The organism is Pseudomonas sp. TH21 (assembly GCF_016651025.1).
Lineage (GTDB): Bacteria > Pseudomonadota > Gammaproteobacteria > Pseudomonadales > Pseudomonadaceae > Aquipseudomonas > Aquipseudomonas aylmerensis.
In genome coordinates, this window is record NZ_JAEKEQ010000001.1 from 5,073,429 (window position 1) to 5,088,276 (window position 14,848).

At 62.3% G+C, this 14,848-nt stretch carries 16 protein-coding genes; all 16 read right to left on the bottom strand.

The features are described from left to right. Positions 1-14: 14 nt before the first annotated feature. Positions 15-932, bottom strand: a complete 918-nt coding sequence (locus JFU04_RS22345; protein ID WP_201145727.1) for a PfkB family carbohydrate kinase — start codon at positions 930-932, stop codon at positions 15-17. Beyond that, positions 925-2,391 carry a purine-cytosine permease family protein gene (locus tag JFU04_RS22350; RefSeq protein WP_065909313.1) on the bottom strand — a complete coding sequence of 489 codons (1,467 nt, stop codon included), beginning with the start codon at positions 2,389-2,391 and terminating at the stop codon, positions 925-927. The genes JFU04_RS22345 and JFU04_RS22350 overlap by 8 nt, the downstream gene beginning before the upstream one ends. A 114-nt stretch (positions 2,392-2,505) precedes the next feature. Further along, positions 2,506-3,507 carry an ADP-ribosylglycohydrolase family protein gene (locus tag JFU04_RS22355; protein WP_201145728.1) on the bottom strand — a complete coding sequence of 334 codons (1,002 nt, stop codon included), beginning with the start codon at positions 3,505-3,507 and terminating at the stop codon, positions 2,506-2,508. Further along, positions 3,504-4,217, bottom strand: a complete 714-nt coding sequence (locus tag JFU04_RS22360) for a GntR family transcriptional regulator (protein ID WP_106802865.1) — start codon at positions 4,215-4,217, stop codon at positions 3,504-3,506. The genes JFU04_RS22355 and JFU04_RS22360 overlap by 4 nt, the downstream gene beginning before the upstream one ends. Positions 4,218-4,287: 70 nt before the next feature. After that, positions 4,288-4,848, bottom strand: a complete 561-nt coding sequence (locus JFU04_RS22365; protein WP_065909304.1) for a DUF1285 domain-containing protein — start codon at positions 4,846-4,848, stop codon at positions 4,288-4,290. 16 nt (positions 4,849-4,864) lie between these two features. Beyond that, positions 4,865-5,470, bottom strand: a complete 606-nt coding sequence (locus JFU04_RS22370) for a DUF4823 domain-containing protein (protein ID WP_065909302.1) — start codon at positions 5,468-5,470, stop codon at positions 4,865-4,867. Between the two features lie 196 nt (positions 5,471-5,666). Continuing rightward, positions 5,667-6,635 (bottom strand): GTP 3',8-cyclase MoaA, encoded by a 969-nt coding sequence (locus JFU04_RS22375; RefSeq protein WP_065909301.1) that lies wholly within the window; start codon positions 6,633-6,635, stop codon positions 5,667-5,669. Positions 6,636-6,748: 113 nt separating this feature from the next. After that, positions 6,749-7,408, bottom strand: a complete 660-nt coding sequence (locus JFU04_RS22380; protein ID WP_065909300.1) for a TetR/AcrR family transcriptional regulator — start codon at positions 7,406-7,408, stop codon at positions 6,749-6,751. Between the two features lie 445 nt (positions 7,409-7,853). Then, positions 7,854-8,639 carry a TatD family hydrolase gene (locus JFU04_RS22385; protein ID WP_201145729.1) on the bottom strand — a complete coding sequence of 262 codons (786 nt, stop codon included), beginning with the start codon at positions 8,637-8,639 and terminating at the stop codon, positions 7,854-7,856. 62 nt (positions 8,640-8,701) lie between these two features. Further along, positions 8,702-9,691, bottom strand: a complete 990-nt coding sequence (locus JFU04_RS22390; protein ID WP_065909296.1) for a DNA polymerase III subunit delta' — start codon at positions 9,689-9,691, stop codon at positions 8,702-8,704. Beyond that, a complete protein-coding gene (gene tmk, locus JFU04_RS22395) occupies positions 9,684-10,316 on the bottom strand; it encodes a dTMP kinase (protein WP_065909293.1) in 633 nt (210 codons plus the stop codon). Before tmk ends, JFU04_RS22390 begins: the two co-directional genes overlap by 8 nt. Before the next feature lie 19 nt (positions 10,317-10,335). Continuing rightward, entirely contained in the window at positions 10,336-11,469 is a 1,134-nt protein-coding gene (mltG, locus tag JFU04_RS22400) for an endolytic transglycosylase MltG (protein WP_120449540.1), read from the bottom strand. Between the two features lies 1 nt (position 11,470). Continuing rightward, the gene (pabC, locus tag JFU04_RS22405; RefSeq protein ID WP_065909289.1) at positions 11,471-12,286 is read right to left on the bottom strand and encodes an aminodeoxychorismate lyase; all 816 of its coding nucleotides are present in this window, start codon (positions 12,284-12,286) and stop codon (positions 11,471-11,473) included. After that, positions 12,286-13,530: a beta-ketoacyl-ACP synthase II gene (gene fabF / locus JFU04_RS22410; protein ID WP_065909287.1), complete on the bottom strand. Its 1,245-nt coding sequence runs from the start codon at positions 13,528-13,530 to the stop codon at positions 12,286-12,288. Before fabF ends, pabC begins: the two co-directional genes overlap by 1 nt. Positions 13,531-13,658: 128 nt before the next feature. Next, positions 13,659-13,895, bottom strand: a complete 237-nt coding sequence (gene acpP, locus JFU04_RS22415; RefSeq protein WP_003175607.1) for an acyl carrier protein — start codon at positions 13,893-13,895, stop codon at positions 13,659-13,661. Between the two features lie 191 nt (positions 13,896-14,086). Then, positions 14,087-14,830: a 3-oxoacyl-ACP reductase FabG gene (fabG, locus tag JFU04_RS22420; RefSeq protein ID WP_065909285.1), complete on the bottom strand. Its 744-nt coding sequence runs from the start codon at positions 14,828-14,830 to the stop codon at positions 14,087-14,089. Between the last annotated feature and the right edge of the window lie 18 nt (positions 14,831-14,848).

Here is a 14,848-nt window from a genome sequence, read left to right on the forward strand (position 1 = left end):
CGTACTGAGTGCCCCTATTCTGCCAACAACGCGTCCACTTCGGCAGCCCCTGGCGAAGTCGCCGGGCCCCAGCGCGTGACCGCCAGAGCCGCGGCGGCGTTGGCGCGACGTGCTGCCAGGGCCGGTTGCAGGCCGCTGGCCAAACCGGCCAGGAACACCCCGGCATGGGCATCGCCCGCACCGTTGCTGTCGACCGCCTGGACCTTGAAACCCGGCACATGCTCAGCCTCGCCCCGACGACTGACCCAGCAACCCTGCGGACCGTCACGCACCACCAACAAGGCCTCGGCAGGCAAATGTCGAGTGAGTGCGAGCAGCGCATCGGCGAGCGTCGTGGCACCGGTAAACGCGAGCGCCTCCGGGCCGTTGCTGGTCCAGATATCGATACGCGGCAGCAAGGCAACCATCAACGCCGAGTCCGGCGCCTTGACCAAGGGGCCCGGGTCGAACACCACGGGTATAGCGCGCGGCAGCGCCAGCAGCCAATCGAGCAACGCCTGCGCCTTGCCCTCGAGCAACAGGCTGTAGCCGCTGACGTACACATAGTCGTCTGCCCGTGGCACGACGCCTGCCAAGTCCTCGGCCGTCAAGTCGCCTTCAGCGCCGATATGGGAAATGAAGGTGCGCTCGGTGGTGGCTTCGGTCAGCGACACACACAGGCCGGTGTCCTTGTCGTCACTGGCCGCCTGGGCGATTTCCACGCCTTCGGCCTGCATGGCCGCACGGGCCAGGTCACCAAAGCGCCCGCGGCCATGGCGCCCGAGGTACACCACCGGCAACCCATTGCGGCGCGCGGCGGCCATCACGTTGAAACCACCGCCGGCTTCGAAGCTGGCCGACTGCGCCAGCACGTCGCCGCCGGTCGCGGGCAGGGTGTCGAGGGCCATGACCAGGTCAACGATGACCTGGCCGGTGTGCAGCAATCTAGACATTGTGACTCTCGACTAAAGCTGGACGACGGTCAGCCGCGCCGCCCAGCAGCGCATAAATCCCGCCGGCCACCAGGAAGGTGACGATCCAGCCCAGGCCGTTGTGGCCCAGCCAGGAGTCGGACAACGGCCCGGCGAACCAAATGTTTTCGGCAGTGGTGCCGATGGTGGTGAAGCTGAAGCCCAGCACGATCGCCACGGCCCAGGCGCCAAACGCACGCCACTCAACCCCGCCACGGTACCAATAGGCGCTGCTGGGGCTGACGTCGAGCAGGTCCTTGGGGCTGTAGTAGTGACGGTGGATCAGGTCGACCACGAAGATCCCGACCCACGCGGTGATCGGTACCGCGAGCAATGAGATGAAGGTGATGAACGGGCCGTAGAAACTGTCGGCGATCAGCATGAAGTAGATGGAGCCGGCGAAGATCGCCACGATATCGACGATCACCGCGTGCACACGCTTGACCTTCAAGCCGAGGGTCAAGGTGGTGAGGCCGGCCGAGTACACCGACAAGTTGTTCGACAGCAGCAGCCCACCGAAGGCGGTGATCAGGTACGGCACAGCCATCCAGGTCGGCAGCATGTCGCGGATCGCGATGATCGGGTCAGTTGCCGACGCCAGGTCGTTGTTGCCCACCGACAGCAGGCCGCCGAGGGTAATCAGCAGCACCAGCGGAATGCCCGCACCGAACGCCGCGGACGCCACCAGGCGCACGGCCTTGACGCTGCGGTGCTGGTAGCGCGACATGTCGGCACCGGCGTTGGCCCAACCGATACCGGTACCCGCCGCCATGGTGCCGATACCGATGATCATCGCGCTCAACGGCGCCGGGGTGGCGTTGAACACCGCGCTCCAGTCGATGGTGGCGCAGAGGAAACCGCCGACCAGGATGTTCAATGCCCCGAACACGTAGGTCGACCACTTCTGGATCACCAGCAAGGTCGCGTGGCCGAGGCCGGAAACGGACAGGGTCAGCAGCACGAAAATGGCGATGAAGATCAGCGTCAGCAGCGGCGCGCTCTTGGCCTCGACCGGCGAGCCAAACAGGATCGAACACAACGACAGCAACACGAAGGCGGCGGTGGTGGTGTTGACGGTTTCCCAGCCCAGGCGCGACATCAGCGAGACCAGCGTCGGCCCGATGTTGCCGCGTACCCCGAAGATTGCGCGGGACAGCGTCAGGCTCGGCGCACGGCCACGTCGGCCGGCAATCGAGATAATGCCCACCACCGCGAAAGAGCCGGCGGCGCCGAGGATCGCGACGATGATCGCCTGCCAGATCGCCAGGCCGCGAAACGCTACCAGGGTCGCGCCCAGCGGCAAGCCGAGGATGCTGATATTGGCCGCGAACCACACCCAGAACAGTTGCAGCGGATGGCCGTTGCACTCGCCTTCAGGGACCGGTTCGATACCACGTGTTTCCAGTTGCCCGGCACTTTGGCCGGAAGAAGTGCTGCTCATGAGGGGTGCTCCTGGTGCCTGTATTGTTGTGGTTGTGGCAGAGAATCAAAGCTTTAACCGGTCATCCTGACTCGACGCGACCTATGTAAGAGCCGGGGGGCACGCCTACAGGGTTCAGCGCAATGTAAGCAGCCCCGCGACCAACGGCTGCAAATCCAGGCCATTGACCTGCTTGACCTGTTCGATCATCGCTTCAGGCCAGCACTGCAGGCCCAGACAGGCGCCGAGCATGGCGCCGAGGATCGCGGCGATGGTGTCGGTGTCTCCGCCAAGGCTGGCGGCCAGGCACAGCGCCTCGAAGGCATCCAACTCACCCACCGCCACTTGCTGGGCGAGGGCAAACGACACCACCACGGACTCCTGGGAAGCGACAGAGGTGCCGATCAATTCATACAGCAGCTCGGCAAACAGGGCCTTGTCGCCGCTGCCGACGCTCAGGGTTCGCGCCCAACTGATGCGCGTGGAAATCCGTCCACCAGCCACCCAGTGACCATGGCTTTCCGCCTGCTGGGCGATCTGCGTGCCGATGTTCAGCGCTTCACCGAGGTCCACGCCATTGATGCCTGCCGAGACTACCGCCGCGACTGCCGCCGCGCTGGAGATGCCCAGCGTGGTGTTATGGGTCACCTGGCACGCCTGGATCACCGCCTGGATAAACTGCACCGGGTCACTGACATCGGCGGCAATGCCCACCGGCGTGATGCGCATCGCTGCGCCGTTGGTGGTGCCATAGCGCCCGGATTCTTCCGGGGTATGGCCGGCGAGGATCATGTCGATGGCGCGTTTGGTGGACGGCCCGAGCAGATCCTGCGAGCCCTTGGCACGCATCACCGCTTCCCAGTCGATCAGGCGTTGCGCGAGCACGGTCGGCTCGATGCTGCCCTGCCCTTCGACCAGCAACTCGCCGACCAGGATCGCCTGCTCGGTGTCATCGGTGATGGAGCCGGCCGGCATGTTGGGGGCAATGGGCTGATCGGCGTCGGCGTCTTCCAGGCCGGTAATGGCTCCGAAACGCGCGCGGACCTGCTCGCGGCTCAAGGATTGGGTGGGCATGCCCAGGGCATCACCCAACGCCAGACCGTAGAAAGCGCCGAGGGCGCGATTTTGCTGGGTCATTTCGACGCTCCGAACTGCAGGTGCAGGCGAAAGTGCAGAGGGTCGAGCAAACTTTCGACGTACTCCATGAAGCGTTCGCGACGGTCATAAGTGGTACGCGAGGCCTTGAGAAACACGCTGCCGGCTGGACGGCCGAGCAACTCGGCGTCTTCATCGCTCAAGGGCTCGGCGCCGATCCACTGGTCACCTTCGGCGCCCACATAGCCGTAGGCGGCCAGGGTGATGGTCAGGGAGTTGTCGATCAGCCCCACACGCGGCAGGCTGTCGAGGCCACCGGCAGCAGGCATCAGCGAGCGCTCCAGCGACACGGCTGTGCCATCGGTGGTACGCCGACGGCGGTCGAGGGCGATGAATTGGTCAGTGCCGAAACGGCTGAGCAGGTCCGGGCGGGTGACCGCTTCCAGGCGCAGGATGTCGGTGGTCACCAGCGCGCCGGTGTCAGCCAACGCCTGGGCCCAACCGCTGCGCTGGTCGAGCACCATGCCGTCAAAGGTGACGATGGAACCGACGCCGCTCTGGGTCGCGATGTAATTGCGCCGCTTGAGTTCGGCCAGGGCTTCGCGCAGAGTGCCTCGGCTGACCGCAAACTCCTCGGCCAATTGATGCTCGCCCGGCAGCAGGAAACCGTCGGCCATCACCCCACCCTCGATACGGCGGATGAGTTCGTCGACGACGCGTTTTTTCTTATCAAATCGAACATGTCTAATCATGTACAAATTGATAACCGAAACCGCCCGATCACAGCAAGCGAATTATTTCAGGGGGAAGGGAAAAACGCCCTCAGGGCTCCAGGCCAATCGGGAAAAACACCCCGTCGCTCCACACGCCCAGCCAGTTCTGACCGTTGATCGGACGGCTCACCGCCAGCTCCACCAGTTGGTAGAACACGTTGCGATGCACCAGGGCTTCGAGGTTGGTGCGCACCCGCACATACGGCGCAGGTTCCTGGGTGACGGGGTCGATGACCACCCGCAGAGGGTGCTCAAGCCCGGCGTCGATCAGTTCATCGACGTTGGTAGTAAAGCGCAGCACCTGGCTGTCGCCCTGCCCCTGCACGTCCAGGGTCACGGCCACAAACGGCGCGTCATCGACACGGATGCCGACCTTTTCCACCGGGGTGACCAGGAAATAATCATCGCCATCGCGGCGGATGATGTTGGAGAACAACTTGACCATCGGCTTACGCCCGATAGGCGTGCCCTGGTAGAACCAGGTGCCATCGCGGGCGATGCGCATATCGATGTCGCCGCAGAAATCCGGGTTCCACAGATGCACCGGCGCCGGTCCCTTGCCCTTGGGCAGTTGGGCCAACAGATCATTGGCCTTGGCGGAATCGGTCATGGGGGTCTCCTGTGTCTTACTGATCGCTCATTCCCAGCAGGCCGCGGGCGTACTGCGCCAGCGGGCGGGCAATCAGGTCTTCTGGCTTGTTGTCGTGGAACGTCAGTAAACCGCCACGACTGCGAATGCGTGCAGTATCAATCAAATACTGGGTGCTGGTCTCGATCAACATGATCTGGATTACGCCGCTGTCCAAGCCTACGCGGTCGAGGGCCTGCTGGTCGGTCCACTCATCGGCATTGCCGATACGGTCATCCGCCGCGGCAAACCGGCAGTACAACAGGTAGTGCGCGCCGGCCGCACGGGCTTCGGCCATGGCTTGTTCGAGGCCTTCGGGCTGACGTGCACGACGCACCATGGGGAAGTATTCGACGAAGCCGTTGAAGGCTTCCTCGGCGACCACGTTAGGTCGCGGGTACGCGCTGCCCGGTGGCACGAAGGCACCCTGGGCGATAAATACAAAGGAATCCGGCTGTATGCGAACCGAGGCGGTCCGGCGGGTATCGCTGTGGTCGAGCAACCCGGCGTCGCTCATCTGATAGCGGGTGCCTTCGGCCATATCGCTGACGGTCATGCAACCACTCAGCGTCAACGACGCCAGCAACAAAACCAGGTTACGCATCCTAATCCTCCAGAAGCCGGTGACGGAAAACCGGCGAATGGGCACGAGATGCAGAATCCAGGCCACTCGCAAGCGGCGCAAAGCAAATGGGGGAGCGGCTTGCTCGCACATGCGGCGGATCAGTCGATATTTCCTTGGACCGGCCCACCGAATGCGCGAGCAAGCCCGCGCCCACAGGGTTCTGCGCCAGCCTGGGCTAGCCGCCGATGATCTTCATGATGGTGGCGCCGCCCGAGAACGCGACTTCCTGCTTGTCACCCAACGCCTTCATCAACAGGCCCTGCAAGGCCGGCAGTGCCTGATGGCGGGGTTGATCCAACAGGTCACCGACGTAGTGACGGTTGCTCGACGACAGGCAACCGTGCAACCAGCCGGTGGACGACAGCCGCAGCCGCGAACACGTACGGCAGAACGGCACGCTTTCATTCGCGATGACGCCAAAGAAGCCTTTGCCCGGCACTTCGTAGCGCACTGCCGTGGCATCGACCGGGGCGTTGGCTTGCAGGTATTCATACTGCTCGCCGATCAGGCTGAGCAATTGCTGCAGGCTGACGAATTGCTGCAGGAATGCATTCGAGTCCTTGGCCAGGTGGCCCATGCGCATCAACTCGATAAAGCGCAACTCGTAGCCTCGCTCCAGGCAGTAATCGAGCAACGGCATCACCTGATCGAGGTTCTGGCCGCGCAGGGGCACCATATTGACCTTGATCTTGATCCCGGCGGCGCGGGCCTGGTCCATGCCATCAAGCACAGTGGCCAGGTCACCGCCACGCGCGATGCTGCGAAAAGCGTCGGCATCCAGGGTATCGAGGGAGACGTTGATGCGCCGAATACCGGCGTCCACCAGCAGCGGCAGTTTGCGCGCGAGCAACTGGCCATTGGTGGTCAGGCTGATATCACTGAGCCCCATCCCGCCGACAGCGCCCATGAAGGCTTCCAGCTTGGGGCTGACCAACGGCTCGCCGCCGGTGATGCGAAGGCGTTCGATCCCCGCCGCCTCGATCAGATAGGCCACGCCACGAGCCATGGCCTCGGCCGAGAGTTCGTCCTGGGCAGCCACCAGCCGCTTGCCGTTTGGCACGCAGTAAGTACACGCGTAATTGCAGGCTGAGGTCAGGCTGATCCGCAAATTGCGAAAACGCCTGCCTTGACGATCAACGATCATGGATCACTCCGGCAGAGGATGAATCGGGCGCGCTAAAAGCTGACCTATAAATCAGCTTTTAGCAAGGTCCTTGCCTGAGTATATTCCTGGGGTACTGCGCCCGACAGCAACTATCAGGTGGCAGGCGTTTCGGCAGGCGCCTGTGGCAGCTCGGCGCTGTGCTTGCGTTTGTTGCCCATGCGCACGCCAATGTCCATCAGGAACTGGAAGAAGCCTTCCTGATCTTCCAGCACATTACTCCAGAACGGCGAGTGATACAGCGCCACGGCGCCGTGCACCAGGGCCCAGGCCGCGCAGTAGTGGAAATACGGCGGTACGTCTTCCAGCTTGCCTTCGCTGATGCGGCCCTTGATCAGCAGGGTCAGGCGTTCGAAGTTCGAGGCGCGGATCTTGTGCAGTTCCTCGACCATCTCCGGCACCTGATGGCCCTTGACCACTTTCTCTTCCAGGCGATCAAACAGGCGGTAGCGCTGCGGGTCACGCATGCGGAACTCGAAGTAGGCGCGGGACAGCGCCTCCTTGTCCTTGTCGACATCGGCCGAATGCAGCAGCTCGTTCAAATCACGCTCGTAGTCGAGCATCAGGCGCAGGTAGATCTCGGCCTTGGACTTGAAGTGCTTGTAGATCGTGCCTTTGCCGATACCGACGGCATCCGCGATCATCTCGACGGTGACGCTGTCTTCACCCTGTTCGAGGAACAACTTGAGTGCGGTGTCGAGAATTTCCTGCTCACGGCGGCGAAACTCTCGGACCTTACGGGGTTCTTTGTGCATGAGGAAGAGGTCTGCAGAGGTCGGAATAGGGAGGGTTGCGCAGGGCCACGGATACGCGGCGATACGATTTACCCAGTGCGAGGGATTATCCCGACTGAACGGTCGTTGGGCAACGTCTATGTGAACCCGCCGCACACTTTAGTTTCGGCGCGCCAACGTTTCCTTTGATTTCAGTCAGAAATAATACGCAACAACTATCCACGTGCACCCAGCCAATGAGAACTCAAGCGAAGCGCGCGTATTCCAAATCTGTTTAAAAAACGATCAGATGCGACTGGACTGAATGGGATACTGATCAATACTTGAACTGTCGGCGTGACATCTCCCCCAAGTGACGCGCCGACCTGGGTACCGACGGACTGTGTGCCCTTGTTTTACTCCTAATGGTCTTAACCCGGATTCACCCCCCAGAACCCGGGTTTTTTTTGCCTGCGATTTGAGCCTGTCAGCCGGCGACGTGGGCCAACGGGAACAGGCGCTTGAAGTTGTCGGTGGTCTGCTGTGCAAAGCGCTCGTAAGACTCACCCCGCAGCATGGCCAGGTAATCCGCGACATCCCGTACGTATTCCGGCAGGTTCGGTTTGCCGCGATGAGGAATGGGCGCCAGGTATGGCGAATCGGTTTCCACCAGCAGGCGGTCGGCCGGCACCTGGCGTGCCACGTCGCGCAGGGCGTCGGCATTGCGGAAAGTGACGATGCCCGACAGGGAAATGTAGAAGCCCAGGTCCAGGGCCGCCTTGGCCATGTCCCAATCTTCGGTAAAGCAATGCAGCACGCCGGCCTGGGGCAACGCGGCCTCGCGCAGCAACGTCAGGGTGTCGGCACGCGCGCCACGCGTGTGGACGATCACCGGCTTGCCGGTCTGCTGGGCAGCTTGCAGGTGCAGGCGAAAGGAGGCCTGCTGCAGGTCGGCGGCTTCGGGCTCGTAGTGGTAGTCCAGGCCGGTTTCGCCAATCGCTACCACACGCGGGTGGTTGAGTTCGCCCAGCAGCCAGTCGAGAGCCGGGGCTTCACCGGGCTTGAGGTCCAGCGGGTGGATACCCACCGAACAGTCCACATCGGCGTAGCGCTCGGCCAGGGCCTTGACGTCGGCGGCATTCTCGGCGCTGACGCCGATGCACAGGAAGTGCCCTACCCCACGCTGGCGAGCCGCTTCAAGCGCAGCATCAAGGGAGCCACCGTGCTGGGCAAGGTCGAGGCGATCGAGGTGGCAATGGGAGTCTACGAGCATAGGAATCTACAACTTGAGTCGCGAAAGTGTCTGGCCAACGATACACCCGTCGGCCACCGAAATTAACGCCGGCCCAGCAAGCCGACCCACTGCACCAGCAGCGCTTCGAGCAGCAGGACACGGTTGAGGTTGGCCTTGCCGAGCACTTTCTGGCGCTGGGCGAGGATCCAATCCTGGATGTTCAGCACCTTGTCCTGCGCACTTTTCTGCGCGAGGTACTGCACCACCTTGCGCATGTCCGGCAGGCCCAGGCCGCTTTCATCCTGGGTCAGCTGGTAGCGCAGGATCAGGCTCGACCAATCGCAGAACCAGTCGAACAGCAAAAGCAGGGGGATGTCCTTCCAGGCGCTTTCGGCCAACTGCGTGGCAGACAGCTCTTGCTTGAGCAGCTTCTTCACGCCGTCGACCACCAGCGCGCGTTGCTCACGCACGCCCTGGGCCTGCAGCTTCACAGCCGCCAGCGGTGAGCCAGCCGCCAGGGTGAGCAATTCGACCCGCTCCTCCTCGGAGCACTCCGGCAGCGCCTTGGCCAGCCACTGCAGGCTCATGGCTTCGCTCGGCAACGGGCATGCCTGCTGCACGCAACGGCTGCGGATAGTCGGCAACAAGCGGCTGGACTGGTGACTCACCAGCAGCAACACAGTATCGCCGGACGGCTCTTCGAGGCTCTTGAGCAAGGCGTTGGCGGCGTTGATGTTCATCGCCTCCACCGGCTCGATCAGTACCACCTTGCGCCCGCCCATCTGCGCGGTTTGCACCACGAAGCTGACGAGGTCACGCACCTGGTCGACCTTGATCGCCTTGTCGGCTTCCTCGGGTTCGAGCAGGTAGTTATCCGGGTGGCTGCCGGCCTTGAGCAACAGGCAGGACTTGCACTCACCGCAAGCCTGCAGGTTGACCGGACGCTGGCACAGCAGGCTGGCCATGAGTCGCTCGGCCAAATCACGCTTACCGATCCCCGCCGGCCCGTGCAGCAGGTAGGCGTGGGCGTGCTGGGCACGGCCGGCCAGTTGTTGCCAGAGGCTGTCCTGCCACGGATAGGCTTCAGCCACGGGCGCGCTCCAGCAGGTTCGGCAACAGGGCATCGATGGCTTGCTGCACCTGGGCCAGCGGCTGCGCAGCATCCAGCAGGTAGTAACGCGCAGGCTCAGCCTTGGCGCGCTTGAGGAACGCCGTGCGTACGGCGTCGAAGAAGGCTTGGCCTTCGAGCTCAAAACGGTCCAGGCGACCGCGCGCACTGGCGCGGGCCAGGCCGACTTCCACCGGCAGGTCGAAGACCAGCGTCAGGTCAGGGCGCAAGTCGCCTTGAACGAAGGTTTCCAGGGTGGCGATGCGCTCCAGGGACAAGCCGCGACCACCGCCCTGGTAGGCATAAGTGGAGTCGGTGAAGCGGTCGCAAATCACCACGGCACCGCGCGCCAGGGCGGGGCGGATCACTTCGGACAGGTGCTGCGCGCGCGCAGCAAACACCAACAGCAACTCGGTATCCGCATTCATCTGTTCCTCGCCCGGGGCCAGCAACACTTCACGGATGCGCTCTGCCAGCGGTGTGCCACCGGGCTCGCGGGTCAACACTACCTCGATGCCCTCGGCGCGCAAACGCTCGGCCAGGTAATCGCGGTTGGTGCTTTTGCCGGCGCCTTCGGGGCCTTCCAGGGTAATAAACAAGCCAGTCACGGGCAGTCCTTAGTCAGAGTCATTGCGGGCTTTGCGGTGCGGCGGTGTCCGGCGCAGGCTCAGCTGGCTTTTCAGCCGGGGCTTCGGCCGATGGTGCTGCGTCTTGCGCAGGGTTCACGACCGGTGCCGGGCTGGAGCGGTAATCGGCCCGGCGCTTGAGCTGGAACTCGCGCACGGCGGCATTATGCGCATCCAGGTTGTCGGAGAAAACATGACTGCCATCACCCCGGGCGACGAAATACAGGCTGCTGCCCGGGACCGGGTTCAGCGCCGCATGGATCGCTTCGCGGCCGACCATGGCGATCGGTGTCGGCGGCAGGCCAGCCACCATGTAGGTGTTGTAGGGGTTGGCTTCCTTGAGGTGTGCACGGGTCAACTTGCCGTTGTAGCGCTCGCCCAGGCCGTAGATCACGGTGGGGTCGGTCTGCAGCAGCATGCCGATCTTCATGCGCCGCACGAACACGCCGGCAATCTGGCCGCGCTCCTCGGGCACGCCGGTCTCTTTCTCCACCAGGGAGGCCATGATCAGCGCTTGATAAGGGTCAGTGTACGGCGCATCGGCGGCGCGTTTGCTCCACTCCTGGGCGAGTACGTCGTCGAGGCGGTTGTAGGCTTTTTTCAGGAATTCGACATCGGTCATGCCGCGCACGAAGCGGTAGGTGTCCGGGAAGAACCGCCCCTCAGGGAATACGCCAGGGTGACCGAGCTTCTCCATCACTTCACTGTCAGTCAGGCCCGCGAGGGTCTGCACGATCTTTTCATGCTTGGCCAGGGCGAGGCGTACCTGGCGGAAATTCCAGCCTTCGACCAGGGTCAGGCTGTATTGCACGACTTCGCCACGCTGCCACAGGCCGATCAGGCCCTGTGCGGTCATGCCCGGGGTCATGCGGTATTCGCCACTGTGCAAGGGCTGACCATCAAGGTTAAAGCGCCAGTACAGGCGCAACCAGAAGGCGCCGTCGAGCACGCCGTCGGCTTCCAGGCGATTGAACGTACCGGTGGGCGTCGCCCCGGCCGGCACATCAAGCAATTGCTCCTGGGTCAGGTTCAAGGGCTGCTTCAGGGTGGAATCGAGTTTCCAGGCGGAAAACCCCAACAGCAACGCCGCCGAGAACAGACCGATCAGCAGCAGTACAACCAGTTTTCGTATCAACTCAAGCATCCAATAGCGCGCGAACAATGCCCTGCAGTTTACGGGTGAGCGGCCCAACCGGCCAGCTCATCGCAGCGCAGCCACGCACCGGCCAAATGCCATACACGCTGTTGCACACAAAGACTTCGTCAGCCTGTTGCAACTGCTCGAGACTCACGTCAGCCACGGCTACCGGGACGCCCAGGGCTTGTGCCTGGGCCAGGATCTCGGCGCGCATGACCCCGGCAACCCCGCAACGATTCAGATCGGCGGTTAGTAACAAGCCATTACGCACCAGGAACAGGTTGCTGAAAACGCCTTCGATGACCCGCCCGGACATATCCAGCATCAAGCCTTCGGCATGTTCGGCATCTTGCCACTCGGCACGGGCAATCACTTGCTCCAGGCGGTTGAGGTGCTTGAGACCGGCCAGCAAGGGCTGCTCGGACAAGCGGGTGGCACACGGAAACAGGCGGATACCATCGGTTCCATGGGCTTGGGGATAATGAGCAGGCGCATTGCCCTGCAGGAGACGGCGCACCGGTGCACCAGGGTTGAAGCCATAGCCGCGCAGGCTGTCGCCGCGGGTGAGGATCAACTTGAGGACACCGTCGCCGAGGGCGGCGGCATAAGCCAGCACTTCGCTGCGGATCAACGCATGATCCGCCGCTAAAGCGAGGCGCTTGCAGCCCTCTTCGAGGCGCTGCAAGTGGCGGTCGAGCAACACGGGTTGTCCGGCCCTGACGGCGAGGGTCTCGAACAGACCATCGCCATACGCCAGGCCGCGATCTTTCAGGGGCACGCTGTCCGCTGGCTGACCGTCGACCCAGCTGTGCATCACTCGGCGAACCGGCGGAACACCAGGGAACCGTTGGTGCCGCCAAAGCCAAAGGAGTTGGAGATCACCACGTCGATCGGCATCGGCTGCGCTTCGTGCGGCACGAAGTTCAGGTCGCAGCCTTCGTCCGGCTCATCCAGGTTGATGGTCGGCGGAGCGACCTGATCCTTGATGGCCATCACGCTGAAGATCGCCTCGACCGCGCCCGCCGCGCCCAGCAAGTGGCCAGTCATGGACTTGGTGGAGCTGACTGCCAGCTGGTAGGCGTGCTCGCCAAACACCGACTTGATGGCTTCGGCTTCTGCCAAATCGCCCGTCGGGGTCGAGGTGCCGTGAGCGTTGATGTACTGCACTTGCTGCGGATTGACCTTGGCATCGCGCAGGGCATTGGTGATGCAACGCGCAGCGCCGGCACCGTCGGACGGCGGCGAGGTCATGTGGTAGGCGTCGCCACTCATGCCAAACCCGATCAGCTCGGCGTAGATGGTCGCACCACGCGCCTTGGCGTGCTCCAACTCTTCGAGTACCAGCGCACCGGCACCGTCGGACAGCACGAAACCGTCACGGCCCTTGTCCCAGGGACGGCTGGCACGGGTCGGCTCATCGTTGCGGGTCGACAGCGCACGGGAAGCACCGAAGCCGCCCATACCGAGGCCACACGCGGCCATTTCGGCGCCGCCGGCGATCATCACGTCAGCTTCATCGTAGGCGATGTTGCGCGCGGCCATGCCGATGCAATGCGTACCGGTGGTGCACGCCGTGGCGATCGCGTAGTTAGGTCCCTGTGCGCCCAGGTGGATGGACAGGAAACCGGAAATCATATTGATGATCGAGCCCGGGACGAAGAACGGTGAAATTCGACGGGGGCCGGAATCATGCAGCGTGCGGCTGGTTTCTTCGATATTGGTCAAACCGCCAATACCCGAACCCATGGCCACGCCGATGCGGTCACGGTTGGCGTCGGTGACTTCCAGGCCGGCGTTACGCACTGCCTGAAAACCGGCTGCCAGGCCGTATTGAATGAACAGGTCGAGTTTGCGGGACTCCTTGACCGAGAGATAGTCCTCGACATTGAAGCCCTTTACCGAGCCGCCAAAACGGGTGGAATAGGCAGAAAGGTCCGTGTGTTCGATCAGACCAATACCACTGTGGCCAGCCAGAATGCCCTGCCAACTGCTCGGCACATCCGTGCCCAGTGGCGACAACATACCCATACCGGTGACTACGACGCGTCTACGCGACACAGCACTCTCCTTTTTCTTGATGACGACACTTTGCTTCGGCGCTCACTTTTCATCAGGGCTAAAGAAAAAACCGCACGCCGTTACAGCAGTGCGGTTTTTCCCTAACAGCAAGCGACGACTACAAACTATTACGCCTGGTGGCTAGTAACGTAGTCGATAGCAGCTTGAACAGTAGTGATTTTTTCAGCTTCTTCGTCCGGGATTTCGGTCTCGAATTCCTCTTCCAGAGCCATCACCAGCTCAACGGTGTCAAGGGAATCGGCACCCAGGTCTTCTACGAAGGAAGCAGTGTTGACCACTTCTTCTTCTTTAACGCCCAGTTGCTCGGCGACGATTTTCTTGACGCGCTCTTCGATGGTGCTCATACCTTGTTTAACTCCTAATGGACAAATTCAGGCAGCTGGCCAGTGGGTAAGTGTATAGAAAGCCTTTTCAGCTTTTCAACTGAAAGCTTCACCCTGTACCCGGTCGGCCACCTGCCTATAAATTAAGTTGCAGCTTTATAACGGATTTTAGACAGCTCGTATGACATTTTTTTGAAGCGATCCGTCACAATTTAACTCATGTACATCCCGCCGTTCACCGGGATTGTAGCCCCAGTCACGTATGCCGCACCGTCGGATGCCAGGAAAGCGACCACATTCGCGATCTCTTGAGCCTGGCCCAGACGGCCCAGCGGAATCTGCGTCAGCAAGCCTTCACGCTGTGCTTCCGGCAGCTCGCGGGTCATATCGGTGTCGATGAACCCTGGGGCCACCGAGTTGACCGTAATCGACCGCGAACCGACTTCACGTGCCAATGCACGGCTGAAACCTTCCAGACCGGCCTTGGCGGACGCGTAGTTTACTTGGCCTGCGTTGCCCATGGCACCCACTACGGAGCCAATATTGATAATTCGGCCCCAACGCGCCTTGGTCATGCCGCGCAAAACACCCTTGGACAGGCGAAACAGACTGTTCAAGTTGGTATCGACCACGTCGTACCACTCGTCGTCTTTCATGCGCATCATCAGGTTATCGCGGGTAATCCCGGCATTGTTCACCAGAATCGCCGGCGCGCCGAACTGTGCGGTGATCTCGGCCAGTACGGCAGCCACGGATTCATCGCTGGTCACGTTCAGCTCAAGGCCGGTGCCCTGTACGCCGTTTTCCTTCAAGGTCGCGGCGATACGCTCGGCACCCGAGGCGGAAGTGGCGGTGCCGATCACAACGGCGCCCTGACGGCCCAGTTCCAGGGCGATCGCCTGGCCAATGCCACGGCTTGCGCCGGTAACCAGTGCAACTTTACCTTGCAGACTCATGCAGGCTTCTCCTAAGTT

Bases quoted from the DNA above. Each gene is read 5' to 3' on its own strand.
- JFU04_RS22385 (WP_201145729.1), bottom strand. From the start codon at position 8,639: ATGCTCGTAGACTCCCATTGCCACCTCGATCGCCTCGACCTTGCCCAG.
- pabC (WP_065909289.1), bottom strand. From the start codon at position 12,286: ATGCACAGCTGGGTCGACGGTCAGCCAGCGGACAGCGTGCCCCTGAAA.
- JFU04_RS22370 (WP_065909302.1), bottom strand. From the start codon at position 5,470: ATGCGTAACCTGGTTTTGTTGCTGGCGTCGTTGACGCTGAGTGGTTGC.
- JFU04_RS22355 (WP_201145728.1), bottom strand. From the start codon at position 3,507: ATGACCCAGCAAAATCGCGCCCTCGGCGCTTTCTACGGTCTGGCGTTG.
- JFU04_RS22345 (WP_201145727.1), bottom strand. From the start codon at position 932: ATGTCTAGATTGCTGCACACCGGCCAGGTCATCGTTGACCTGGTCATG.
- JFU04_RS22380 (WP_065909300.1), bottom strand. From the start codon at position 7,408: ATGCACAAAGAACCCCGTAAGGTCCGAGAGTTTCGCCGCCGTGAGCAG.
- acpP (WP_003175607.1), bottom strand. From the start codon at position 13,895: ATGAGCACCATCGAAGAGCGCGTCAAGAAAATCGTCGCCGAGCAACTG.
- JFU04_RS22350 (WP_065909313.1), bottom strand. From the start codon at position 2,391: ATGAGCAGCACTTCTTCCGGCCAAAGTGCCGGGCAACTGGAAACACGT.
- JFU04_RS22360 (WP_106802865.1), bottom strand. From the start codon at position 4,217: ATGATTAGACATGTTCGATTTGATAAGAAAAAACGCGTCGTCGACGAA.
- JFU04_RS22375 (WP_065909301.1), bottom strand. From the start codon at position 6,635: ATGATCGTTGATCGTCAAGGCAGGCGTTTTCGCAATTTGCGGATCAGC.
- fabG (WP_065909285.1), bottom strand. From the start codon at position 14,830: ATGAGTCTGCAAGGTAAAGTTGCACTGGTTACCGGCGCAAGCCGTGGC.
- JFU04_RS22365 (WP_065909304.1), bottom strand. From the start codon at position 4,848: ATGACCGATTCCGCCAAGGCCAATGATCTGTTGGCCCAACTGCCCAAG.